18 protein-coding genes are annotated in these 23,499 nt (G+C 58.8%); 4 read left to right on the top strand and 14 right to left on the bottom strand.

The features are described 5' to 3' along the window. Positions 1–21: 21 nt before the first annotated feature. Positions 22–1,260 (bottom strand): phosphoglycerate dehydrogenase, encoded by a 1,239-nt coding sequence (serA, locus tag E7738_RS17950; protein WP_021506658.1) that lies wholly within the window; start codon positions 1,258–1,260, stop codon positions 22–24. 279 nt (positions 1,261–1,539) lie between these two features. Then, positions 1,540–2,199 carry a ribose-5-phosphate isomerase RpiA gene (rpiA, locus tag E7738_RS17945; protein ID WP_394515906.1) on the bottom strand — a complete coding sequence of 220 codons (660 nt, stop codon included), beginning with the start codon at positions 2,197–2,199 and terminating at the stop codon, positions 1,540–1,542. A 182-nt stretch (positions 2,200–2,381) separates the two neighbouring features. Between rpiA and E7738_RS17940 the strand changes: the two genes are divergently transcribed. Continuing rightward, positions 2,382–3,287 (top strand): LysR family transcriptional regulator ArgP, encoded by a 906-nt coding sequence (locus E7738_RS17940; protein WP_021506656.1) that lies wholly within the window; start codon positions 2,382–2,384, stop codon positions 3,285–3,287. A gap of 126 nt (positions 3,288–3,413) precedes the next feature. Here the strand turns inward: E7738_RS17940 and E7738_RS17935 are convergent, their stop codons facing one another. Then, on the bottom strand, positions 3,414–4,145 hold the full coding sequence (locus tag E7738_RS17935; protein ID WP_021506655.1) for an oxidative stress defense protein: 732 nt from the start codon (positions 4,143–4,145) through the stop codon (positions 3,414–3,416). A 219-nt stretch (positions 4,146–4,364) separates the two neighbouring features. Between E7738_RS17935 and E7738_RS17930 the strand changes: the two genes are divergently transcribed. Then, on the top strand, positions 4,365–5,672 hold the full coding sequence (locus E7738_RS17930; RefSeq protein WP_059011508.1) for an MFS transporter: 1,308 nt from the start codon (positions 4,365–4,367) through the stop codon (positions 5,670–5,672). Here the strand turns inward: E7738_RS17930 and E7738_RS17925 are convergent. After that, positions 5,659–6,357: an IclR family transcriptional regulator domain-containing protein gene (locus E7738_RS17925; RefSeq protein ID WP_058781302.1), complete on the bottom strand. Its 699-nt coding sequence runs from the start codon at positions 6,355–6,357 to the stop codon at positions 5,659–5,661. The two genes, E7738_RS17930 and E7738_RS17925, sit on opposite strands and share 14 nt — an antisense overlap. A gap of 61 nt (positions 6,358–6,418) precedes the next feature. Between E7738_RS17925 and E7738_RS17920 the strand changes: the two genes are divergently transcribed. Further along, positions 6,419–8,695, top strand: a complete 2,277-nt coding sequence (locus E7738_RS17920; protein WP_394516352.1) for an FAD-dependent oxidoreductase — start codon at positions 6,419–6,421, stop codon at positions 8,693–8,695. Here the strand turns inward: E7738_RS17920 and argO are convergent. The 6 genes from argO to tkt form a co-directional block, all read right to left on the bottom strand. Beyond that, complete coding sequence (gene argO, locus E7738_RS17915; RefSeq protein WP_021506651.1) at positions 8,674–9,297, bottom strand: arginine exporter ArgO; 624 nt, start codon at positions 9,295–9,297, stop codon at positions 8,674–8,676. The genes E7738_RS17920 and argO overlap by 22 nt on opposite strands. 129 nt (positions 9,298–9,426) lie before the next feature. Continuing rightward, positions 9,427–10,302: a small-conductance mechanosensitive channel MscS gene (gene mscS, locus E7738_RS17910; RefSeq protein WP_021506650.1), complete on the bottom strand. Its 876-nt coding sequence runs from the start codon at positions 10,300–10,302 to the stop codon at positions 9,427–9,429. A gap of 188 nt (positions 10,303–10,490) precedes the next feature. Beyond that, entirely contained in the window at positions 10,491–11,570 is a 1,080-nt protein-coding gene (fbaA, locus tag E7738_RS17905) for a class II fructose-bisphosphate aldolase (RefSeq protein ID WP_021506649.1), read from the bottom strand. 104 nt (positions 11,571–11,674) lie between these two features. Continuing rightward, complete coding sequence (pgk, locus tag E7738_RS17900) at positions 11,675–12,838, bottom strand: phosphoglycerate kinase (protein ID WP_021506648.1); 1,164 nt, start codon at positions 12,836–12,838, stop codon at positions 11,675–11,677. 51 nt (positions 12,839–12,889) lie between these two features. Further along, the gene (gene epd, locus E7738_RS17895; protein ID WP_104093684.1) at positions 12,890–13,909 is read right to left on the bottom strand and encodes an erythrose-4-phosphate dehydrogenase; all 1,020 of its coding nucleotides are present in this window, start codon (positions 13,907–13,909) and stop codon (positions 12,890–12,892) included. Positions 13,910–14,307: 398 nt separating this feature from the next. Continuing rightward, the gene (gene tkt / locus E7738_RS17890) at positions 14,308–16,299 is read right to left on the bottom strand and encodes a transketolase (RefSeq protein ID WP_058771542.1); all 1,992 of its coding nucleotides are present in this window, start codon (positions 16,297–16,299) and stop codon (positions 14,308–14,310) included. A 273-nt stretch (positions 16,300–16,572) separates the two neighbouring features. Between tkt and E7738_RS17885 the strand changes: the two genes are divergently transcribed. Beyond that, entirely contained in the window at positions 16,573–17,328 is a 756-nt protein-coding gene (locus E7738_RS17885) for a metalloprotease LoiP (RefSeq protein WP_021506645.1), read from the top strand. Positions 17,329–17,585: 257 nt separating this feature from the next. Here the strand turns inward: E7738_RS17885 and speB are convergent, their stop codons facing one another. The 4 genes from speB to E7738_RS17865 all read right to left on the bottom strand — a co-directional run bounded on the left by speB (position 17,586) and on the right by E7738_RS17865 (position 23,494). Next, a complete protein-coding gene (gene speB / locus E7738_RS17880) occupies positions 17,586–18,506 on the bottom strand; it encodes an agmatinase (RefSeq protein WP_021506644.1) in 921 nt (306 codons plus the stop codon). Between the two features lie 133 nt (positions 18,507–18,639). Then, positions 18,640–19,863, bottom strand: a complete 1,224-nt coding sequence (locus tag E7738_RS17875) for an HlyD family type I secretion periplasmic adaptor subunit (protein WP_369974314.1) — start codon at positions 19,861–19,863, stop codon at positions 18,640–18,642. Continuing rightward, complete coding sequence (locus tag E7738_RS17870) at positions 19,863–22,046, bottom strand: type I secretion system permease/ATPase (RefSeq protein WP_394515902.1); 2,184 nt, start codon at positions 22,044–22,046, stop codon at positions 19,863–19,865. The genes E7738_RS17875 and E7738_RS17870 overlap by 1 nt, the downstream gene beginning before the upstream one ends. Then, positions 22,043–23,494: a TolC family outer membrane protein gene (locus E7738_RS17865; RefSeq protein WP_031279469.1), complete on the bottom strand. Its 1,452-nt coding sequence runs from the start codon at positions 23,492–23,494 to the stop codon at positions 22,043–22,045. Before E7738_RS17865 ends, E7738_RS17870 begins: the two co-directional genes overlap by 4 nt. Between the last annotated feature and the right edge of the window lie 5 nt (positions 23,495–23,499).

The following is a 23,499-nucleotide window of genomic DNA, read 5'->3' as shown; positions in this document are numbered from 1 at the left end:
GCCCAGCGGCGCCCTGCACTGTCAGTACAGCAGACGGGCGCGCATGGTGCCTGGAATCGCCTTCATCAGCTGCAGCGCTTTCTCCGCCACATCCTCTTCGGCATCAATATCGATAACCACATAGCCCATCACTGGCGAAGTTTGCAGATACTGAGCGGCAATGTTGATGCCCTGCTCGGCAAAGATCTGGTTGATGGCGGTCAGCACGCCCGGGCGGTTTTCATGGATGTGCAGCAGGCGGCTGGCGCTGGCAGCGTGCATCGGCAGCGAGACTTCCGGGAAGTTTACTGCGGAGAGCGTCGAGCCGTTGTCAGAGTACTTGGCCAGCTTGCCAGACACTTCCAGACCAATGTTCTCCTGCGCTTCCTGCGTTGATCCGCCGATGTGCGGCGTCAGGATCACGTTGTCGAATTCGCACAGCGGCGAGTTAAACGGATCGCTATTGGTTGCAGGTTCAACCGGGAAGACGTCGATGGCGGCACCAGCCAGGTGCTTGCTGGCCAGCGCATTACACAGCGCCGGGATGTCGATCACGGTGCCGCGCGCGGCGTTGATCAACAGCGCACCAGGCTTCATCAGCGCCAGCTCTTCGCTGCCAATCATGTTCTGCGTGGACGGCGTTTCCGGCACGTGCAGGCTGACCACATCACTCATGTTCAGCAGGTCAGAGAGATGGCGCACCTGGGTGGCATTGCCCAGCGGCAGCTTGTTTTCGATATCGTAGAAAAATACGTGCATACCGAGGCTTTCCGCCAGCACGCCGAGCTGCATCCCGATATGGCCGTAGCCAATGATCCCCAGCTTCTTACCACGCGCTTCGTACGAACCGGTGGCGATTTTATTCCAGATGCCGCGGTGTGCTTTGGCGTTGGCTTCCGGAATGCCGCGCAGCATCAGCAGCATTTCGCCGATTACCAGTTCCGCGACCGAACGGGTATTGGAGAACGGGGCGTTGAACACCGGCACGCCGCGTTTCGCTGCCGCGCTGAGATCAACCTGGTTAGTACCAATACAGAAGCAGCCCACCGCCACCAGCTTTTCAGCCGCCGCGAAGATCTCTTCAGTCAGTTGGGTACGGGAACGGATACCAATGAAGTGGGCATCGCGGATGGAGGACTTCAGCGTCTCAGCATCCAGTGCGCCTTTGTGAAACTCGATGTTGGTGTAACCTGCGGCGCGCAGATTATCCAGCGCACTCTGGTGAACGCCTTCCACCAGCAGGAACTTAATCTTGTCTTTTTCCAGTGATACCTTTGCCATTTCCCGACCCTATTCAGAATTCAACGAGGACTACCATAAGGTAGCCTTCTGTCAAAATATCAAAATTTTCCGGCGCGGCAATACAAACGATTGCCTGCACGCCAGCACGCGCCCACGTACAGACAACACAAATCCACACAAAATCGTGAGATGACGAGAGCGCAAAGTACGAACCTGCTGTTGATGAGTCATTTGTGACATAAGTCACCAAATTTCACTGCAGCAAGAAAAGATGTTTTGTGGATGGAAATAACCGGCGCTGGCAGCGCGCCGGTGAGATCAATTGGTGATGGTTTTCACGCCGTCCGGCGTACCAATCAGCGCGATATCCGCTCCGCGTGCGGCAAACAGCCCCACGGTGACGACGCCCGGCAGCGCATTGATGGTTTTTTCCAGCGCAATCGGGTCAAGGATGCGCAGATTATGTACGTCGAGAATAATGTTGCCGTTATCCGTAACCACGTGCTGACGATACTCCGGCAGGCCGCCCAGCTTCACCAGCTCCCGCGCCACATAAGCGCGCGCCATCGGAACCACCTCCACCGGAAGCGGGAAGTTGCCCAGCACATCGACCTGTTTGGACGCATCCGCGATGCAGATAAATTTCTGCGCCACCGCCGCGACAATTTTCTCGCGCGTCAGCGCTGCGCCACCGCCCTTGATCATCTGCATCTGTGGATTGATCTCATCAGCCCCGTCGACATACACCGACAGCGCATCCACGTTGTTGAGATCGAACACCGGAATGCCCAGCGATTTGAGCTTTTCGGTGGAGGCTTCCGAACTGGAAACCGCGCCCTCGATCTGATCCCTGATGGTACCAAGCGCGTCAATAAAATGCGCCGCCGTTGAACCGGTGCCTACGCCAACAATGGTGCCTGGCTGCACGTACTGCAGCGCTGCCCAACCTACCGCTTTTTTCAGTTCATCCTGGGTCATGGTATGTTTAAAACCTGTGCGACATCGAAGTGCGCGTAGTATAAAACAAGGCGCTGTCAAAAAGCGCGGCTGACCGACGTTGGATGTAAGCCTTTGGAAGCCAGCCCGCAAAAACGCGTCGGCCGCACAGCTTCGCCGTTTTATGGCATAGTAGTTTCCACCCTGAACGAGAGAGAACAACAATGAAACGCCCGGATTATCGAACGCTTCAGGCGCTGGATGCTGTGATTCGCGAACGCGGCTTTGAGCGTGCCGCCCAGAAGCTGTGCATCACGCAGTCTGCGGTGTCGCAGCGCATTAAACAGCTGGAAAATTTATTTGGTCAGCCGCTGCTGGTGCGAACCGTGCCGCCGCGCCCGACCGAGCAGGGACAAAAATTGCTGGCGCTGCTGCATCAGGTGGAGCTGCTGGAAGAGGAGTGGCTGGGCGATGATAACGGTGGCACCACGCCGCTGCTGCTGTCGCTGGCGGTGAACGCCGACAGTCTTGCTACTTGGCTGCTGCCGGCGCTGAAAGATGTGCTGGCCGACTCGCCGGTGCGCCTGAATCTGCAGGTGGAAGATGAAACCCGCACGCAGGAGCGTTTACGGCGCGGTGAAGTGGTCGGCGCGGTGAGTATCCAGCCGCAGCCGTTGCCAAGTTGCCTGGTGGATCAGCTGGGTGCGCTGGACTATCTGTTCTGCGCCTCGCCGGAGTTTGCCGCGCGCTATTTCCCCAATGGCGTGACACGCTCGGCGCTGCTAAAAGCCCCGGCGGTGGCGTTTGATCACCTCGACGATATGCATCAGGCCTTTTTGCAGCAGAACTTTGATTTATCGCCGGGCAGCGTGCCGTGCCACATCGTGAACTCGTCAGAGGCTTTTGTGCAGCTGGCGCGTCAGGGATCGGTGTGCTGTATGATTCCGCACCTGCAGATTGAGCGCGAGCTGGCGCAGGGAGAGCTGGTTGATTTGACACCGGGTCTGTATCAGCGCCGGATGCTGTACTGGCACCGTTTCGCGCCGGAAAGCCGTCTGATGCGCAGCGTGACCGATGCGCTGATTGCCCATGGCCACCGCGTATTGCGCCAGGATGAAGTTGCGGCCTGATCCACATCTTCAGGCTGTATGTTCATCATTTTTCCTGGTGCGTATAAATACGCACCCTACAGTAAACAATTGTGATTCACGTAGGGTCGCCATTTATGGCGACCAGGAAACGCTAACAGCTTGTGATTACTGCGCCGTATTCGGTTTGATTTCGAAGACCACATCCACCTGATCGTCAAAATGGATGCTCTGCTGCTCGTAGGTCTGCTGCGCGGTGGTGTCCGCTGCGGCACCGGCCGCTTTGTACATGCGCGCCATCGGCATCGGCTGGTAGTTAGCCACGTGATAGCGAATGCTGTACACCGAGCCCAGTTTGGCATTGAAGCCTTCCGCCAGGGCGCTCGCCTGCTGTGTGGCATTGGCAATCGCCGCTTTACGCGCCTGATCTTTATAGCTGTCCGCGTTAGCCACGCCCAGCTCAACAGAACGAATCTCATTCAGGCCTGACTTCAGCGCGCCGTCCAGCAGCTCATTCAGCTTATCCAGCTGGCGCAGCGTGACTTCCACCTGACGCACCGCACGGTAGCCTTTCAGCACCGATTTACCCTCTTTGGTGTAGTCATACTCCGGCTGGGTGCTGAGATTAGCCGCATCAATATCTTTCTTCTCGATGCCGTTCTTTTGCAGGAAATCAAAATATTGCGCCACGCGGTCGTCAGCCTGTTTTTTTGCATCCGCCGCGTCTTTCGACGAAACATTCACCACGATGGAGAGCGTCGCCATATCCGGACGGGCATCCACGCTGGCCTGTCCTGATGTCACCACGTGCGGTCCGTTCGGCACTTCTCCCGCCTGGACCAGACCGGACAGTGCGCCCGTGCTCATTACGGCGGCCAGCGCCAGTGCTTTCAGTTTCACGAAAGTCCTCCTTGAAGGGTTCAATTTGCAGGTCGCCACTATGGCGAAACCCAAAACACATTACTATGCGTGATGGTCTGAGTTTGAAATTAGCAAAAAGTTCGGCTTTGCTCAGGTTTAACGTATCCGCGATCGCAAATTTATCGCTACAGATTCGCTGAAAAGCGCCGCCTTCGTTTCTATTAAAGAAACACTTCTGCCCCTCGGGAGAGTTGTATTATGACAGAACAGCCACTTAGCCAAAGCGCGGTCAGCGTGCGAGCCGGACGCACACGCTTTATGATGCTGGCACTGGTGTTTATCAACATCATCATTAACTACATGGATCGCACCAACCTGTCGGTGGCCGCCACGCAGATGGCCGGTGAACTGCGCTTCACGCCGCTGGAGATGGGGCTGATCTTCTCGGCGTTTGGCTGGATCTATGCGGCGCTGCAAATTCCCGGCGGATTTCTGATCGATCGTCTCGGCGCGCGGCTGGTATACGGCGCGGGGCTGTTTGCCTGGTCGCTGATCACCGCGCTGCACGCTTTTGCCAGCAGCTTCGGCGCGCTGTTCGGTCTGCGCCTCGGCGTGGGTGCTTTCGAAGCGCCGGTGATGCCCGCTAACAATCGGGTGATTTCCAGCTGGTTCCCCGAGCAGGAGCGTGCCAGTGCAATTGGCATCTACTCGTCCGCACAATTTGTTGGCCTCGCCTGCATGACGCCGCTGCTGTTTCATGTGCAGGCTGCGTTTGGCTGGCGCGGGCTGTTTCTGATTACCGGCGTGGCGGGCATGATTTGGGCGCTGGTGTGGTATCTGCTGTATCGCGAGCCGAACCAGCACAAAGGCGTATCAGAGGCTGAACTTAACTATTTGCGTGACAACGGCGCACTGCTGGAAAATCGCCAGGGCAGCCAGCCGCCGCGTGCACGCTGGGCCGATCTGGCGCAGATGTTTCGCAGCCGCAAGCTGGTCGGCATCTATATTGGCCAGTTCACCATCTCTGCCACCTTCTGGTTTTTCCTCACCTGGTTTCCCACCTATCTGGTGGAGTATCGCCACATGGACTTTATCAAGAGCGGCTATGTGGCGTCGCTGCCCTACTTCGCGGCGTTTTGTGGTGTGCTGCTGGCTGGCTTTGCCTCAGACCGCATGATCCGGCGCGGCGTGTCAGCCAGCGTGGCGCGCAAGCTGCCGGTGATCCTAGGCTTGTTCCTGACGCTGTTCATTCTGGGTGCTAACTACACTGAAGATTCGCGGCTGATCATCCTGTTTATGTCGCTGGCGTTTTTTGGTAATGGCCTGGCGACCATCACCTGGGTGTTCGTTACCGCGCTGGCGCCGCGCCATCTGATCGGTCTGGCCGGCGGCGTATTTAACTTTACCGGCGCGCTGTCATCCATCGTGGTGCCGATCGCCATCGGCGCCCTGATTGACGGCAGCAACTTCGCGCCGGCGCTGGCTTTTATCGCCGTGCTGGCCGCTATTGGCATCTGCAGCTATCTGTTTGTAGTAGGAAAAATTGACCATGTCAGCGCGCGCTGATGAGCCGTTTCGCCAGCGCGTGCAGCTGTTGCAGACGCTGCGCCAGCTGGTCCTCATCGGCCTGCCAGATTTTGGCGAAGGCCAGCGCCGCGCGGTTGTTATTGATTGGCTGCGCCATACTGATTTCGCCGTCCTCGCGATGCCACACCAGATAATCCCCGGTGCGTTTGCGCGCCAGCAGCGGCGCAATCTGCGCCCATTGTTCGTCACTGAAGCGTGGCCGCAGCACCTCGTCACTCTCCGCCGCCAGCAGCGCGACGCCAATCACCGACTGCCACGCGGGCAGCATGCGGAATCCGGCCAGCGCCTGGCTGGTACTGGTGCGCTCGCCGGGCTCCGAGTGCCAGATGTAGATGACCTGGTCCTCCCACAGCACGCCAAGCGCCACCACGATATCGCGCGGCGCGTGCGCCTCCAGCTGCGGCAGTGCCGAAGCAAACAGCGACGATCCACGAATAGCCTGCGCCGCCAGCGCATGAATGCCCGGGCCCGGCAGATAGCGCCGGTGTTCATCCTGAATCGTCAGGCCGATGGACGCCATGGTCATCAGCAGACGGTTTACCCGCGTGCTGTTCATCCCCATCTGGCGCGCCAGTTCACGGCCGCCGACCGCTTTGTCACTGGAGACCAGATATTGCAGGCAGCGAATTCCGTCAATCAGGCTCTGGTTGGGTTGCGAAGACATAAATCACCTTGTGACGGTAAAAATTCAATCTTAGCAGCCTTCAGGCGGGAGTAACCTCATGATGCAAACTTTCTCTTCTCAGGCCGCGCGTGCCTTTCCGTTGCAGTCGTTACACGCCGATGTGCTGGTCGCCGGTGGCGGTCTGGCGGGCGTGTGCGCCGCGCTGGCTGCGGCACGCGCGGGCCAGCAGGTAGTGCTGATTCAGGATCGCCCGGTCCCCGGCGGCAACGCCTCCAGCGAAGTGCGGCTGTGGGCCAACGGCGCGACGTCGCATATGGGTAATAACAACCGCTGGGCGCGTGAAGGCGGCATTATGGGCGAGATCATGGAGGAGAACCTGTGGCGCAACAAAGAGGGCAACCCGGTGCTGTTCGACATGGTGCTGCTGGACATCGTGCAGGCGCAGCCGCGCCTGACGCTGCTGCTCAATACCGTGGTCAGCGACATCGAAAAATCCGCGCAGCGCCTGCAGGCGGTACAGGCTTTCAACGCCATCAATCAGACCCGCTATCGTGTGACGGCCGGCCAGTTTATTGATGCCAGCGGCGACGGCGTGCTCGGCTATCTGGCCGGGGCAGCGCACCGTGTCGGCGCAGAATCACCGCAGGAGTTTGGCGAAAAAATGGCGCCGGGCGAGCAGTTTGGCCACAAGCTCGGCCACTCGATTTATTTTTATACCAAACGCAGCGCGCAGCCGGTGCGCTTTGTACCGCCCTCCTTCGCCCTGAAAGAGATCACCGCCATTCCGCGCTATAAACGCCTGAGCTCCGATCTCAACGGCTGCGATCTGTGGTGGCTTGAGTGGGGCGGCCGGCTGGATACCGTGCATGAAAGCGAAACCATCAAGTGGGAGCTGTGGAAAATTGTCTGGGGCGTGTGGGATTACATCAAAAACTCCGGCGAGTTTGCCGATGCCGACACGCTGACCATTGAATGGGTCGGGCTGATTCCCGGCAAGCGCGAGAGCCGACGCTTTCTCGGCGACACCCTGCTGTGTCAGCAGGATATCATCGCACAGCGCGACCACTACGATGCGGTGGCCTACGGCGGCTGGTCGATTGACCTGCATCCGGCCGACGGCGTCTACAGCGCTCACGACGGCTGCCGCCAGTTCCACAGCAAAGGCACTTACACCATTCCGTTTCGGGCGCTGTACAGCCAGTCGCTGGATAATCTGCTGCTGACCGGTCGGCTTATCTCTGCCACGCACGTTGCCTTTGGCAGCGCGCGCGTGATGTGCACCTGTGGCGTGCTGGGCGAAGTGGTGGGCCGCGCGGCGGCGCTGTGTCAGCAGCATAACCAGACACCGCGTCAGCTGGCGCAGCCGGAGCATATTGGTCAGCTGCAGCAACAGCTGCTGCGCCACGGCGCGTTCATTCCGCGTCAGCAGCTGGCGCATCCGGCCGGTGCCGCTCAGGTCAGCGCCAGCAGCACCTTCGCGCTGCACGCCCTGCCGGCGGATGGCGGCTGGCACGCCCTCACCTCACGCTGCGCCCTGCTGCTGCCGCTTAAAGCCGGAGAACGCCTGCCCGAGCTGACGGTGCGGCTGCGGGCGTCCTCCGCGCAGACGCTGCAGGTTTCACTGCTGACCAGCGACAATCCGGCCAATACCTGCGGCGATCGGCTGCTGGCCACACACAGCCTGCAGATTGACGCTGACGAGGCGTATTCGCTGCCGTTTGACTACCGTGCGGAGTGCGATCGCTACCTGTTTATCGCCTTTGAAGAAAATCCGGCGGTTGAAGTGGCGCTCACCCGCCAGCGCCTGCCGGGCATTATGATGGTATTCAACAGCCTCAATCCGCGCGTCGCGAAACGCACCCGGCAGATAAACGACGGCGATTACGGCGTGGATGAGTTTGATTTCTGGCTACCGCGCCGCGCGCCTAATCAGATCCTGATTGCGTTTAGTCTGGCGACGCCGTTGCGGCTGTGGCACTGCGACTATTTGCTCAACGGTAAACTGCGGCCGGAAAGTCACACCAACGGCTGGCTGCCGGCAGCGGACGATCGCCAGCCGTGGGTGTGCTGGCAGTGGCCGGACGCGCAGCGCGCCAGCCAGATTACGTTGCTGTTCGATAACGATTTCGATCATGCGATGGAAACGGTGCAGATGGGCCATGCGCAGGCGGTGACGCCGCACTGTACTACCCACTATCGCCTGTGGCTGGATGACACGCTGCTGGCCGAGGTCAGCGATAATCATCACTCGCTGTGCCATCATGCGCTGCCCCCGGATACCGCGTTCCGCCAGATTCGGCTGGAGCTGCTGGCCAGCGCAGGCGCCCTGCCCGCGCTTTACGGCCTGCATGTGCATCACCAGCCGGCGATGCCCTGACGCGCCAGCTGCAGGGCGATAAACCACATCACGCCGCCCACCAGCAGATTTATGATGCGCTGCGCGCGCACGGTGCGCAGGCGCGGCGACAGCCAGGCGGCCAGCAGCGCCAGACCGAAAAACCACAGCAGCGAGGCGCTGGCGGTGCCGAAAGCGAACCAGCGGCGCGCCTCCGCCGACGGCAGCTGACTGCCGAGGCTGCCGAGCACCACGAAGGTGTCGAGATAGACATGCGGATTGAGCCAGGTCACCGCCAGCATAGTGGCGACAATGCGCCAGCGCCCCTGCTTCAGCGCCGCCTCTGACGCCAGCGTGACATCGCCCTGCCAGGCACTGCGCAGCGCGCCCCAGCCATACCACAGCAGAAACGCCACGCCAGCCCAGGTGATCAGCATCAGCAGAACCGGCGACTGCTGCAACAGCGCGCTGCCGCCAAATATTCCGCCACAGATCAGCGCAATATCGCTCAGTGTGCACAACGATGCGGTCATCAAATGGTAATGGCGCTTAATGCCCTGGTTCAGGACAAAGGCATTTTGCGGGCCCAACGGCAGGATCAGCGCAGCACCAAGGGCAAGCCCTTGTAAGTAAACAGATAACACAGAAGAGTTCCTGAAAAATGGGTGTTGCTGTGCAGTATAGTGAGGCGCGGATATTAGCGGAAATGGAAAGAATTAATCGGTCATTAGCGGAACTGATAAAACAAGGGCACCCGCCGGTGCCCTGATAACTTATTCGCTGCGCGCAGGCTGCTGCGCCTCGCTCTGCACCTGATGCAGGTGCACGTCCATCTGCGGATAAGGAATACCGATACCGTGCGCATCCAGGGTGCGCTTGAAGTTCTTCATCAGATCCCAGTAGACGTTTTGCAGATCACCGCTTTTGCTCCAGCAGCGCACCACAAAGTTCAGCGACGAAGCCGCCAGTTCGTTCAGGCCAATCTGGATACCCAGATCTTTCAGCACGCGCTCGTCCGCTTCCACCACTTCACGCAGCAGATCGATCACCTGATCGACATCCGCATCGTAGGCGACGCCAATAATGAACTCGTTGCGGCGGATAGGTTCGCGCGAAAAGTTGACGATGTTGCCGGCGATGATTTTGCCGTTTGGCACCACCACGATTTTGCCGTCAGCGGTTTTCAGCGTGGTCGAGAAGATCTGTACATTCTGTACTGTCCCCATCACGCCACCGAGATCGACGAACTCACCGGTGCGGAATGGACGGAAGGTCACCAGCAGTACGCCTGCCGCCAGGTTGGAGAGCGACCCCTGCAGTGCCAGACCGACGGCCAGACCGGCAGCACCCAGCACGGCGATCACAGAGGCAGTCTGCACGCCGACACGGCCCAGCGCAGCAATAATCGTGAAGGCAATGATACCGTAGCGCACCAGCGCCGAGAGGAAATCAGCCACGGTGGCATCAATATGACGCGCGACCAGCAGACGATTGACGCCGTTCGATACTACGCGCGCGATAATCATCCCGACAATAATGATGGCGATAGCCGCCACGATGTTCACCGCATAGCTGAGGATCAGCGCCTGGTTGCGCACCAGCCAGCCACCTGCATTGTTAATGCCGTCAACGACGTTAAGATCTTCCATTTGTTAGCCCTGTTGTTGAGTTTCCCGCAGGAAAGTACAAAAACTGCCAGATTCAATCCGACACTCCCGAGTACAAGGGTAAACAATAATGGGGCGAAGCGCCAAAAATGTGCTGTATAAACCGGGATTTCCAGACGGGACGCATAAAAAAAGGCCCTTTCGGGCCTTTTTTGTACGGTAAGCAAAAATTACAGTACGTCGACAGCGTTCAGCTCTTTGAAAGCCTGCTCTAAGCGCACAACCATGGAAGATTGTGCCGCACGCAGCCAGACGCGTGGGTCGTAGTATTTTTTGTTCGGGCTGTCAGCACCGTTCGGGTTACCAAGCTGACCCTGCAGGTACGCTTCGTTGGTTTTGTAGTACTGCAGGATGCCGTCCCAGGTTGCCCACTGGGTATCGGTATCGATGTTCATCTTGATCACGCCGTAGCTGATAGACTCTTCGATTTCTGCAGCAGAAGAACCGGAACCGCCGTGGAACACGAAGTCCAGCGCGTTGTGCGGCAGGCCGTGTTTCTCTGAAACGTATTTCTGCGAATCACGCAGAATGGTTGGAGTCAGTTTCACGTTGCCTGGCTTGTACACGCCGTGCACGTTACCGAAGGACGCAGCGATGGTGAAACGCGGGCTGATTTTGCTCAGCTCGGTGTAAGCGTAATCTACGTCTTCTGGCTGAGTGTACAGTGCAGAAGCGTCCATGTGGCTGTTGTCCACACCATCTTCTTCACCACCGGTGCAGCCCAGTTCGATTTCCAGCGTCATATCCAGTTTCGCCATGCGCGCCAGATATTTAGAGGAAATCTCGATGTTCTCTTCCAGTGACTCTTCAGACAGGTCGATCATGTGTGAAGAGAACAGAGGTTTACCGGTTTTCTTGAAGTGCTCTTCGCCAGCATCCAGCAGGCCGTCGATCCACGGCAGCAGTTTCTTCGCACAGTGGTCGGTGTGCAGGATTACTGGCACGCCGTACTGTTCAGCCATCAGATGCACATGGTGAGCACCAGCGATTGCGCCGAAAATCGCAGCGCCCTGTGGTTTGTCGGTTTTGAAACCTTTACCGGCGATGAAGGCAGCACCACCGTTGGAGAACTGAACGATGACCGGCGCTTTAACTTTAGCCGCAGCTTCCAGTACCGCGTTGATGGAATCCGTGCCGACGCAGTTAACGGCTGGCAGAGCGAATTTGTTTTCTTTCGCTACTTGGAAAATTTTCTGAACGTCATCACCAGTGACAACGCCGGGTTTTACGAAATCAAAAATTTTAGACATGGTTGTGTCCTGTTTCGTTTATCGTCCACTCCCCAATGGGAATGCGATCTGTTCGCCCACAGCGGGCAAGCCTTCAGACAGCGCCGAAGCGCTGCCCCCAAAAATTACTGCTTCGCGCGCTCTTCCAGCATGGCTACTGCCGGCAGTTTTTTGCCTTCCACGAACTCGAGGAACGCACCGCCACCGGTAGAGATGTAGGAGATTTTGTCCTCGATACCGAACAGGTCGATAGCCGCCAGGGTATCACCGCCGCCGGCAACAGAGAACGCGTCGCTGTCTGCGATAGCGTTGGCAACGATTTCGGTGCCCTTACGGAAGTTCGGGAACTCAAACACGCCAACCGGACCGTTCCACAGAATGGTTTTTGCGTCTTTCAGCAGTTTCGCCATGTTTTGTGCGGTTTCGTCACCGAAGTCCATAATTTCTTCGTTATCCGCTACTTCGGAAACCTTTTTCACGGTTGCCGGGGCAGTTTCGGAGAATTCCGTGCCGACGCGTGAATCGGTAGGTACCGGAATGCCGTACTGGTCGCGCAGGCCTTTAGCGGCCTCAACGAAGTCTGGCTCGTACAGCGATTTGCCGACGTTGTTGTCGATCGCCACGAAGGTGTTAGCGATACCGCCACCGACAATCACGGTGTCAGCGATTTTCACCAGCGACTGCAGCACGTCGAATTTGGTCGACACTTTAGAACCACCCACCACGGCGACCAGCGGACGCTGTGGATTGCTCATCACTTTGCCCAGCGCTTCCAGTTCGGCAGACAGCAGCGGACCGGCACAGGCGATAGGAGCGAATTTGCCCACGCCGTGAGTGGACGCCTGCGCGCGGTGCGCGGTGCCGAATGCATCCATGACGAACACGTCACACAGCGCGGCATATTTCTTCGACAGGGTTTCGTCGTCTTTTTTCTCGCCTTTGTTGAAGCGAACGTTTTCCAGCACTACCAGTTCACCCGCGCCCACTTCAACGCCGTCGAGGTAGTCTTTCGCCAGGGTCACGTTAGTGCCGTTCAGTTTTTCTTTCAGGTAGTTAACAACCGGCAGGAGGGAGAACTCTTCGTTGTATTCACCTTCGGTCGGGCGACCCAGGTGAGAGGTAACCATCACTTTCGCGCCCTGTTTCAACGCCGCTTCGATGGTAGGCAGAGAAGCACGAATACGTGCATCTGACGTCACTTTCCCTTCTTTCACTGGTACGTTGAGATCGGCACGGATCAGAACGCGTTTACCAGCAAGATCCAGATCGGTCATCTTAATTACAGACATGGTGAACCCTCTCGTTGATTCTCATAAGTTTTGCCAGACGCAGTCCGCGTCTTACCTGAAACCGCTTGCGGCCATTGCTAACGTGGTGTCGATCATGCGGTTAGCAAAGCCCCATTCGTTGTCACACCAGACCAGGGTTTTGATCAGGTGGTGACCGCTGACCCGCGTTTGCGTGCCGTCCACTATGGCACTGTGCGGATCGTGGTTAAAATCTACTGAGACTAACGGTAATTCCGTATAGTCAACTATACCACGAAATGCCCCCTCTGACGCGTTTTGCAGCAACGCGTTGACCTCACACGCCTTCACCGCCTGGCGCACCGAAACGCTCAGATCAATGGCGGTGACGTTGATCGTTGGCACGCGCACCGCGATAGCCTCGAAGCGATCGTTAAATTTCGGAAAAATACGGGTAATGCCAGCGGCAAGACGCGTATCGACCGGAATGATCGACTGACTGGCGGCACGGGTACGGCGCAGGTCGCTGTGATACGCGTCAATCACTTGCTGATCGTGCATCGCCGAGTGAATGGTGGTCACGGTGCCCGACTCAATGCCAAAGGCGTCATCCAGCAGCTTGATCACCGGAATAATGCAGTTGGTGGTGCAGGATGCGTTGGAGACAATGCGGTCAGTTTGTTTAAGAGCCTGTTCGTTAACGCCGAACACTACGGTGGCATCCAAATCGTTGCCGCCGGGATGCGAGAACAACACTTTCTTCGCGCCAGCCTGCAGATGCGCTTCACCATCGTCGCGGCTGCCGTACACGCCGGTGCAGTCCAGCACGATATCGACATTCAGCTCGCGCCACGGCAACGCGGCAATCTCCGCCTGATGCAGGATACGGATGGTATCTTCGCCAACCCACAGCTGATCGCGCTCCTGGCGGACCTCAAAGGCAAAGCGGCCGTGGCTGGTGTCGTACTTAAGCAGATGCGCCATGCCAGCCGCTTCCGCCAGTTCGTTAATCGCCACTACGGTGATTTCCGCCCGGCGACCGGTTTCATACAGCGCACGCAACACGTTGCGCCCGATACGACCAAAACCATTTATTGCGATACGAATGGTCATCTCACTTCCTGCAGCCACACCTGAAAAAACGTGCCAAATACCTTGAGCGTTTCGCTGCGTTTTGTACAGGGAATTCTTGCCCGGTTACGGTTGCTGACGGAGAGCACACGGCTGCAACTGAAACGGTTCAGCGAGAATAAAGCATGGAAGGAATAACAGGAATGATTGCGATCAACTGTGCTGCTGATTATTGGATCTGCGTCACAAATTCAGGCAATGGCGATTATTACTGCAGGAATAATTGAACCGTTTCAGGTTGAGGTGATAACAGGCCCGCCGATCTGCTCATGGGTGGCGCGGCGCAATTTATTGCGCGTAGTTAAGCCTGAGGATGGCAGCAGAACTGCGCGATGAATCGCGCCGCTACAACACGCAGCGGCGCGATGGGTTACGCGAAATTACAGAATCGATTTCGCGGTTTTCACCACGTTAGCCACGGTGAAGCCGAACTCTTCGAACAGCTTCTCAGCTGGCGCTGACTCACCGAAGGTGGTCATGCCAACGATGGCACCGTGCAGGCCGGTGTATTTGAACCAGTAATCCGCAATACCGGCTTCGATAGCAACGCGTGCGCCAACTGCTTTCGGCAGCACAGACTCACGATAAGCTGCATCCTGCTTATCAAACGCATCGGTAGACGGCATGGACACAACGCGCACCTTACGACCTTCCGCGCTCAGCTGCTCGTAAGCGCCGACTGCCAGCTCAACTTCAGAACCGGTCGCAATCAGAATCAGCTCCGGCGTGCCGTCGCAATCTTTCAGCACGTAACCACCGCGCGCCACGTTAGCCAGCTGCTCAGCGCTACGATCCTGCTGCGCCAGGTTCTGACGCGAGAAGATCAGGGCTGATGGACCGTCAACGCGCTCGATAGCGTATTTCCACGCCACCGCAGATTCCACCTGGTCACATGGACGCCACAGGCTCATGTTCGGGGTGGTGCGCAGGCTGGCCATCTGCTCAACCGGCTGGTGCGTCGGGCCATCTTCACCCAGACCGATAGAGTCGTGGGTATAAACCATCACCTGACGGATTTTCATCAGCGCCGCCATACGTGCCGCGTTACGCGCGTACTCGACGAACATCAGGAAGGTTGCGGTGTACGGCAGGAAGCCACCGTGCAGCGCAATACCGTTGGCGATGGCAGTCATACCAAACTCACGCACGCCGTAATGAATGTAGTTGCCTGCGGCATCTTCATTGATCGGCTTCGAGCCGGACCACATGGTCAGGTTGCTTGGCGCCAGGTCAGCCGAGCCGCCCAGATATTCCGGCAGCAGCTTACCGAAAGCTTCGATGGCATTCTGCGACGCTTTACGGCTGGCGATTTTTGCCGGATTAGCCTGCAGCTGCTCGATGAACTTCTGCGATTCCGCCTGCCAGTTAGCAGGCAGCTCGTTGTTCACGCGGCGTTTGAACTCTGTGGCCAGTTCCGGATGCGCAGCGGCGTAAGCAGCAAACTTCTCGTCCCAGGCTTTCTCTTTCGCCTGGCCGGCTTCTTTGGCATCCCACTGTGCGTAGATATCAGAAGGAATTTCAAATGGGGCGTAGTTCCAGCCCAGCTGTTTACGGGTCAGTGCGATTTCGTCGTCACCCAGCGGGGCACCGTGCGAATCGTGCGTACCGGCTTTGTTCGGGGAACCGAAACCGATGATGGTTTTGCACATCAGCAGCGATGGCTTGTCGGTGACCGCTTTGGCTTCTTCTACCGCTTTTTTGATCGCGTCGGCGTCGTGACCGTCTACGCCACGCACCACGTGCCAGCCGTACGCTTCGAAGCGTTTGGCGGTGTCGTCGGTGAACCAGCCATCCACGTGACCGTCGATAGAGATGCCGTTGTCGTCATAGAACGCCACCAGCTTGCCGAGTTTCAGGGTACCGGCGATGGAGCACACTTCGTGCGAGATGCCTTCCATCATGCAGCCGTCGCCCATGAACACGTAAGTGTGATGGTCTACGATGTCATGGCCCGGACGGTTGAACTGCGCCGCCAGCGTGCGCTCAGCAATGGCGAAGCCCACGGCGTTCGCGATGCCCTGACCCAGTGGGCCGGTAGTGGTTTCCACGCCTGCGGTGTAGCCGTATTCCGGGTGGCCTGGGGTTTTAGAGTGCAGCTGACGGAAGTTCTGCAGCTCGCTCATCGGCAGGTCATAGCCGGTGAGGTGCAGCAGGCTGTAAATCAGCATCGAGCCGTGGCCGTTGGACAGCACGAAACGGTCGCGATCTGCCCACAGCGGGTTAGTTGGATTGTGGTTCAGGAAATCACGCCACAGCACTTCAGCGATATCGGCCATGCCCATTGGGGCACCCGGATGTCCCGATTTCGCTTTCTGTACTGCATCCATACTTAACGCGCGAATGGCGTTGGCAAGCTCTTTACGAGAGGGCATCTTCTACTCCAGGTCGGATTAATGCTCCGCCACGCTTAACTGATTGTAATTAATGAGTTATAAGGCGAAGCGAGAAAAAAGTCGCACATCAATGTACATGAAAATCGGGGCAAAAGTACATGTATCAGGATGCTAAATCTGCGGTTCAGGGTTGCATTTCGGGGCCTGTCTGCTAGCCAATCCGCCCCTGGCACGCTATAACCAATGCATTTAAACACCTGCGTGGTTTTTCAGGTGTTTGTTTTCTCTACTTGTTACTCAAAGGATGCTGATATGAAAATTCGCGCCATGGTTGTCGCGCTGGGAATGGTTTCGCTGCTGAGCGGCTGCGAAGGAATGGATAATAACGCACTGTTGCAGTCTGGCGCGCAGGCGTTTCAGGCTTACTCGCTGAATGATGCCCAGGTTAAAGAGCTGAGCGATCAGTCATGTGCCCAGATGGATAAAGAGAACCAGCTGGCACCGGCCAACAGCAGCTATCAGCAGCGGCTGAACAAAATCGCCGCCGCGCTGGGCGATAACATCAACGGTGTACCGGCCAACTACAAGGTGTATCTGACCAAAGACGTCAACGCCTGGGCGATGGCCAATGGCTGTATCCGCGTTTATAGCGGTCTGATGGATATGATGAGCGACAACGAAGTGGAAGGCGTGCTCGGCCATGAAATGGGCCACGTCGCGCTCGGCCACACGCGCAAAGCAATGCAGGTGGCTTTCGCGACCACGGCGGCACGCAACGCTGCGGCGTCGGTGGGCGGCGTGATTGGTTCGCTATCGCAGTCACAACTGGGCGAGATGGGCGAGAAACTGGTTAACGCGCAGTTCTCACAGACCCAGGAGTCGCAGGCGGATGACTATTCGTACGATCTGCTGAAGAAGCGCGGCATTAATCCGCTTGGTCTGGCGACCAGCTTCGAGAAGCTGGCGAAGCTGGATCAGGGCCGCCAGAGCTCAATGTTTGACTCGCATCCGGATTCTGAGTCGCGCGCGCAGCATATTCGCGACCGCATCGCGGCGGATGGTAAGTAGTTGCCGATCTTCCCCTCACCCCAGCCCTCTCCCGCACGCGGGAGAGGGAGCAGTCCGTGCTGTTCTCACCGCTCGCTCGATCGGTTCCCTCTCCTGGGGGAGAGGGCGCAGTTCGTGCTGTTCTCACCGCCCGCTCGATCGCTTCCCTCTCCCGCATGCGGGAGAGGGCGCAGTCCGTGCTGTTCTCACCGCCCGCTCGATCGGTTCCCTCTCCTGGGGGAGAGGGTCAGGGTGAGGGCAGCCGTCCGCACTGCCGCTTAACCTTTATTCGCCGCCTGCACGTGCAGCATATCCAGCGCCAGCGTCGCAGCGGCCAGTGAGGTCAGGTCGGCGTGATCGTAGCCCGGTGCCACTTCCACCAGATCCATCCCCACAATGTTCATGCCCTGCAGGCCGCGAATCAGCTTGGTGGCTTTATCGCTGGTCAGGCCGCCAATCACTGGCGTACCGGTGCCTGGCGCATGGGCCGGATCGAGGCAGTCGATATCAAACGTCAGGTACACCGGCAAATCGCCCACGGTGCGCTTCACTTCGGCCAGAATATCGTCCACGCTGCGGTCATTAACCTGCGCGGCGTCCAGCACGTTGAAGCCCAGGCTCTTATCGAACTCGGTACGGATACCAATCTGCACCGAATGCTGCGGATCGATCAGCCCTTCCTGCGGCGCAGTGTAGAACATAGTGCCGTGGTCAAAAGTCGGGCCGTTGGAGTAGGTATCGGTATGCGCATCGAAGTGCACCAGCGCCATCTTGCCGAAGTGTTTGGCGTGCGCGCGCAGCAGCGGCAGCGTGACATAGTGATCACCGCCAAAAGTCAGCATGCGCTTGCCGTTCGCCAGCAGCTTTTCCGCGTGCGCCTGCAGCTTGTCGGACAGATCCTGTGAATCACCGAAGGCGTACACCAGATCGCCGCAGTCCACCACGTTGAGGCGCTGACGCAGATCGAAATCCCACGGCCAGCGGCAGCCTTCCCACGCAAGATTAGTGGAGATCTGACGGATCGCCCCCGGCCCTAAACGGCTGCCCGGCCGGCCTGACGTCGCGGCATCAAACGGCACGCCGGTAATCACCCACTCGGCGTCGCTGTCGTAAGGCTGGAAGTTCAGCGGAAAACGCATGAAACCGAAGGCGTTTGAAACCAGGGAGTTGTCGTACTGATTGCCCAGCGTGTTGTACATAACGAGTCCTCTTAAATCCTTAAATCGGTTAGCCAGTTAAGGTATAGATGAAAAAAATCCCCTCCGCGTCGTTAGGCCCGACGAGGAAGGGATTGATGGGCGTGATTATCGCCGAGATTGCCGCGCATCGCAATTAGCGCTCGCGCATCGCCTCTTTGGCCTTGTTAAACGGTTTGACCAGATAATCCATGATGCTCTTCTCGCCGGTTTTGATATCCACGGTAGATACCATGCCCGGGCTGATGGCAAAGCGCCGGCCAGCCTTATTCTGCACATAGTCGTTATCAGTACGAATAAATACGCGGTAGTAGTAAATCTCCGGTTTGACTTCGTCCTGGATGGTATCCGGCGAAATGCTTTCCACCACGCCGTTGAGGCCGCCGTAGATGGCGTAATCGTAAGCGGAGATTTTTACCACCGCGCGCTGGCCCGGATGGATAAAAGCAATATCGCGCGGCGACAGGCGTGCTTCTATCAGCAGCCGATCGTTCATCGGTACGATGTTCATCAGCTCACCGTTGGGCGGAATCACCCCGCCCACCGTCGAGACTTTGATGTTTTTCACGATGCCGCGCATCGGCGCGCGAATGGTCAGACGCGTGACGGTATCTTCGCGTCCTTTAATCACCTGCGCCAGGCTGTCGGCTTCGGCGCTGGCCTTCGCCAGCTCTTCGCGCGCCTGCACATAATACTGCGAGCGCATATCGGTAAGTTTCAGCTCAAGGTCGGACTTATCGCGCTGTAAGCGCAGCACTTCCACGCTGCTGGCGGCACCGGTTTTCGCCAGCCGTTGGGTGATCGCCAGTTCGCGATTAGCCAGCGCCAGCGACTCCTTAAACTGCCGGGTGGCATCATTGAGCTGGGCGCGTTTGGTGTTATACAGCCGGGTTTCCGCCGCGATAAGATCCGGGTAGCCCTTCAGCTCGGCGGGAAACGTGAGCGGATCATCGTTCACTTCCGCACGCAGGCGCGAGGCCGCTGCCAGCGCGGCCCGGTAGCGCGCCGCGCTCTCGCCGACGCTGGACTGCGAGCGCGTGGCATCCAGTTTCGCCACGATCTGCCCGGCCTGCACGCGATCGCCCTCATGCACATACAGTTCCGTGAGAATGCCGCCCTCCAGCGACTGCAGCACCTGCTCGCGCGAACTGGGGATCACCTTCCCGGTGCCGGTTGAGACCTCATCCAGCATGCCAAACCACGCCCACACCAGCGCCACCACGATCAGCGCGGTGCTGATGACGATCAGCCGCACTGCGCCGGTATAGTGGCTTTCCGATTTCAGTTCGCCGAGCAGATCGTCGGACGAATCCACTTCCGCGGCGGTCACCAGCCGCAGTTTTGCCGGCAATTGTTTCATCATGCCTGTCCCTCCCCCGCCGCTCCGCTGGCGCGCGGTGCCGGCAGCGCGTTCTCTTTCGGGCTGTCTATTACCAGCTGCCCCTCTTTCAGCACCAGTATGCGATCCACCAGCGACAGAATTGCCGCGCGGTGCGTCGCCACGATCAGCGTGCGGCCATTCAGCCAGGCACCCAGCCGCTCAATAAAATCCTTCTCGGTATGATCGTCGAGCGAAGCGGTCGGCTCATCCAGCAGCACGATATTAGGATCGCGCAGCAACATGCGCGCCAGCAGCAGCGACTGGCGCTGACCGCCGGACAGCCCGACGCCGCCCTCCATTATCGGATGATCGAGCCCGAGCGGCAGACGGCGAATGAAATCGGCCCCGCCACTGACCGTCAGCGCGGCAAAAATCGCCTCGTCGGTGGCGTGCGCCGCGCCCATGGTGAGGTTTTCCCGCAGCGTACCGTGGAACAGCCGCGCGTTCTGCGTCAGCAGCCCGACGTTGCGCCGCACGTCCGCGACATCAATATGCGGCAGGCTGAGGTTGTCCAGCCGCAGCTCGCCGCCCACCAGATCCATGCCGCCGGCCATCGCCTGCAGCAGCGTGGATTTGCCAGAGCCGTTGCGCCCCAGCACGGCGATACGCTCACCCGGCTTGATGGTCAGCGTCTTGATGCGCAGTGCCACCGTCAGCGAATCGCTGTAGTAGCGGAACATGGCATCGGTGAACTGGTAGTGGCCAAACAGCACTGGACAGTGAATGCGCGTTTCGTCTTTACTGTTCTCCACCGGCAGATTCATCAGCGCATCGAGGCTGCTCTTCGCCGCTTTCACCTGCTGCCAGCGCGCCAGCACGCCACACAGCGTCGCCATTGGCGCAATCATGCGCGAAGACAGCAGCGACGCGGCGACAATCGCCCCGGTGGTGATATCGCCGTTGATCACCATCGGCGCCCCGACCACGATCACGCTGGCGTACACCAGTCCCTGAATGGTGACGCCCCAGCTGATCAGCGCATGCATCACTTTGCGCATCTCGACGCCCGACTGCGCGGTGATGCGGATATAGCTGTTCCACTGCTGCAGAAAGCGATCCTCCGCCTGCATTAGCTTGATATCTTCCAGCCCCTGCACGCTCTCCACCAGCACCGCGTTGCGCAGCGTCGACTCTTTCAGGTTTTGCTGCGCCAGCTTTGCCAGTTTTTTCTGGCTCAGCACGCCGGGCAGGATCATCAGCAGCACCGCCACCGGCGCGATCCACGCCAGCTGCGGCGCGATGATCGCCATCACCAGCATAAACAGCAGGAAGAACGGCATATCGACGATCGCCGTCACCGTGGTCGACGTCACCATTTCGCGCACCGCTTCCAGCTCGCGCAGCTGCGAGATAAAGGTGCCGGTCGATCGCGGTACCGCGCTGTTACGCAGCCGCAGCGCGTGGCCGAACACGCGGTCGGAGACGCGCATATCGGCGCGCTTGCCGAGCAGATCGGTGACGTGATCGCGACCGACGCGCAGAATATAGGTGAACACCACCGAGAGGATCACCCCGATATATAGCACGTACAGCGTGGGGTACGACTGCGCCGGGATCACCCGATCGTACACCTGCATCGAGAAGATGATGCCGACCAGCGCCAGCAGGTTGATCAGGAACGATCCCAGCATCACGTAGCCGTAAGGACGCATGTCGTGCAGCACCAGACGGCGCAGCCAGTCGGGTCTGACCGTGGCGAGATAGCGATCGACACGGCTATCTTTGGCGGCCGTCACCGGGCGCAGCGCCGCGGCGTAGCGGATCTGCGGCAGCAGCGTGTTCAGCGCGATCGGCGCCGGTTGTTCATCGCCGGCCAGGTGCACGCGCACCGTGTCATCGCCATCAAAGCTGGTGATGACGCCAACCTGGCCGTCGCTCAGTTCCACCGCCAGCGGCAAGCGCCAGCTGCTGATCTCCCACTGATGCTCTTCATACAGCTGCAGCGACAGCCCGGCCTGACGCGCCAGATGGCGCAGTGCTTTATCACGTGACTGTTTGCCCTGCCATTCGCTGGCAGCCATGATCATGCCCGGCGAGCACGGCAGGCGATAATGGGTCGCGATGAGAATAATGGCGGTGGCCCAGCCGTGTAGCGGCACCTCGCCACCGGCGGCGCTGGCGGGATTGCCATTGGGGGCGTCCGGAATCTGTAATTGCGTCATGGCTGGATCTCCACGGACTGGATGCGCTGGTTATTCAGCGCAAACGCTGACCGCATCTGCCCGGTGCTGTATAAGCAGTCGAGCTGCAGTGAACGTAACTGACTGATGGTTTGCTGCATGGCGAAGCGCGTCTGAAACACTTCCTGTTCGGCGTTGAGCACGTCCAGCAGCGGACGGGTGCCGAGCTGCAGATACTGATCCTGATACAGCTGCTGCGTCTTCTCGCCCAGCGTCTGCTGACGCGACATGATCGCCAGGCTCTGCGACAGGCTCAGCGCTTCGGTTTGCGATTCGCTGAGCTGCTGCTGCGCTTTGAGGCGCGCCGAGTTCACCGCCGCATTGGCCGCCTGCAGCGCGCTGGCCGCCGCATCGCGCGCCGCGGTAATGCCGCCGCCCTGATACAGCGGCATCTCAACTTTGACGAACGCGGAATACTGGGTGCGGTCGAGCGTTTCGCTGCCGGAGTAGTGATTGTTGAGGTAATGCGTGACCTGCGGTTCCAGCGAAATGGTGGGTAAATTCTGCGCGTTGGCGTTATCTAGTTTAGCCTGCGCCTGCCGCGCCTGCGCCCACGCCGCCAGCACCGCCGGATTGGATTTGTCGTCAGCTTTGCCCACCGCGCAGGCGCGCGTCAGGCTGGGCGGAAACGCATCGCTGACCTTCTTCACCAGTGGCCAGCCGAGATAGCTGGCCAGCGTGGCACGCCAGCGGTTGAGGCTGGCCTGATACTGGGTCAGCGTGGTGCGCGCGCCTTCGATACGCGCGTCGGTCTGCGTGGCGTCCGAGAGCGATGCTGCCCCCTCTTCATTGCGCTGACGCGCCAGATCGCCAATCTTACTCAACGCCGTCAGCTGATCCTGGGCGATCTTCACCAGTTGCTGATAGCCCTGCACCTGCACCAGCGCGGCGGCGGTGTCGTGCGCGACGGTATCAATACTCACCAGCACGCTGGCCTGCTCCTGCGCCACCCCGGCTTCGGCGGAGCGCACCGAACTGCTGACTTTGCCGAAGTCATACAGCATCTGCGATACCGACAGCACAAATGACGGGCTGAAGCCTTTCTCGCTGTAGGCGTTGCTGTAGCCGTTGTTCATGCCGGCGCTGATTTGCGGATAGTATTTGGCCTGCGCCACATCGACCTGGCTGGCCTGCTCCAGCATTTTGCCAATTGCCTGCGCGATGTCCGGATGCCACTGGATGGCACGCTGTACTGCCTGGTTAAGGGTTAAGGTATCCGGCACGTTAGCCAGCGCGGGTTCGGCCACCTGACCGGTTAAGGAGGGAAGATCCTGCTGCTGCGCCAGACCGGCTGAGGTTATGCGCCCCGCCTGCGTCACGGCATCACTGGCAGCCATAAGATGAGAACTGTGAAAAAACACAATGCCAGCACACAGGGCGCTGAGCTTACAGGTACGGCGAGTTGTTGCGCCTGATTGCATCAGATCCATCGATT

The sequence above is a fragment of the Pantoea sp. SGAir0430 genome (assembly GCF_043549295.1).
The sequence above is the reverse complement of the archived record's forward strand: the minus strand, read 5'-3'. Positions and strand labels throughout refer to the sequence as shown.

Excerpts from the sequence above, each read along its gene's own strand:
- serA (WP_021506658.1), bottom strand. The coding sequence starts at position 1,260 with ATGGCAAAGGTATCACTGGAAAAAGACAAGATTAAGTTCCTGCTGGTG.
- rpiA (WP_394515906.1), bottom strand. The coding sequence starts at position 2,199 with ATGACCCAGGATGAACTGAAAAAAGCGGTAGGTTGGGCAGCGCTGCAG.
- E7738_RS17940 (WP_021506656.1), top strand. The coding sequence starts at position 2,382 with ATGAAACGCCCGGATTATCGAACGCTTCAGGCGCTGGATGCTGTGATT.
- E7738_RS17930 (WP_059011508.1), top strand. The coding sequence starts at position 4,365 with ATGACAGAACAGCCACTTAGCCAAAGCGCGGTCAGCGTGCGAGCCGGA.
- E7738_RS17925 (WP_058781302.1), bottom strand. The coding sequence starts at position 6,357 with ATGTCTTCGCAACCCAACCAGAGCCTGATTGACGGAATTCGCTGCCTG.
- E7738_RS17920 (WP_394516352.1), top strand. The coding sequence starts at position 6,419 with ATGCAAACTTTCTCTTCTCAGGCCGCGCGTGCCTTTCCGTTGCAGTCG.
- mscS (WP_021506650.1), bottom strand. The coding sequence starts at position 10,302 with ATGGAAGATCTTAACGTCGTTGACGGCATTAACAATGCAGGTGGCTGG.
- fbaA (WP_021506649.1), bottom strand. The coding sequence starts at position 11,570 with ATGTCTAAAATTTTTGATTTCGTAAAACCCGGCGTTGTCACTGGTGAT.
- pgk (WP_021506648.1), bottom strand. The coding sequence starts at position 12,838 with ATGTCTGTAATTAAGATGACCGATCTGGATCTTGCTGGTAAACGCGTT.
- epd (WP_104093684.1), bottom strand. The coding sequence starts at position 13,909 with ATGACCATTCGTATCGCAATAAATGGTTTTGGTCGTATCGGGCGCAAC.
- tkt (WP_058771542.1), bottom strand. The coding sequence starts at position 16,299 with ATGCCCTCTCGTAAAGAGCTTGCCAACGCCATTCGCGCGTTAAGTATG.
- E7738_RS17885 (WP_021506645.1), top strand. The coding sequence starts at position 16,573 with ATGAAAATTCGCGCCATGGTTGTCGCGCTGGGAATGGTTTCGCTGCTG.
- speB (WP_021506644.1), bottom strand. The coding sequence starts at position 18,506 with ATGTACAACACGCTGGGCAATCAGTACGACAACTCCCTGGTTTCAAAC.
- E7738_RS17875 (WP_369974314.1), bottom strand. The coding sequence starts at position 19,863 with ATGAAACAATTGCCGGCAAAACTGCGGCTGGTGACCGCCGCGGAAGTG.
- E7738_RS17870 (WP_394515902.1), bottom strand. The coding sequence starts at position 22,046 with ATGACGCAATTACAGATTCCGGACGCCCCCAATGGCAATCCCGCCAGC.
- E7738_RS17865 (WP_031279469.1), bottom strand. The coding sequence starts at position 23,494 with ATGGATCTGATGCAATCAGGCGCAACAACTCGCCGTACCTGTAAGCTC.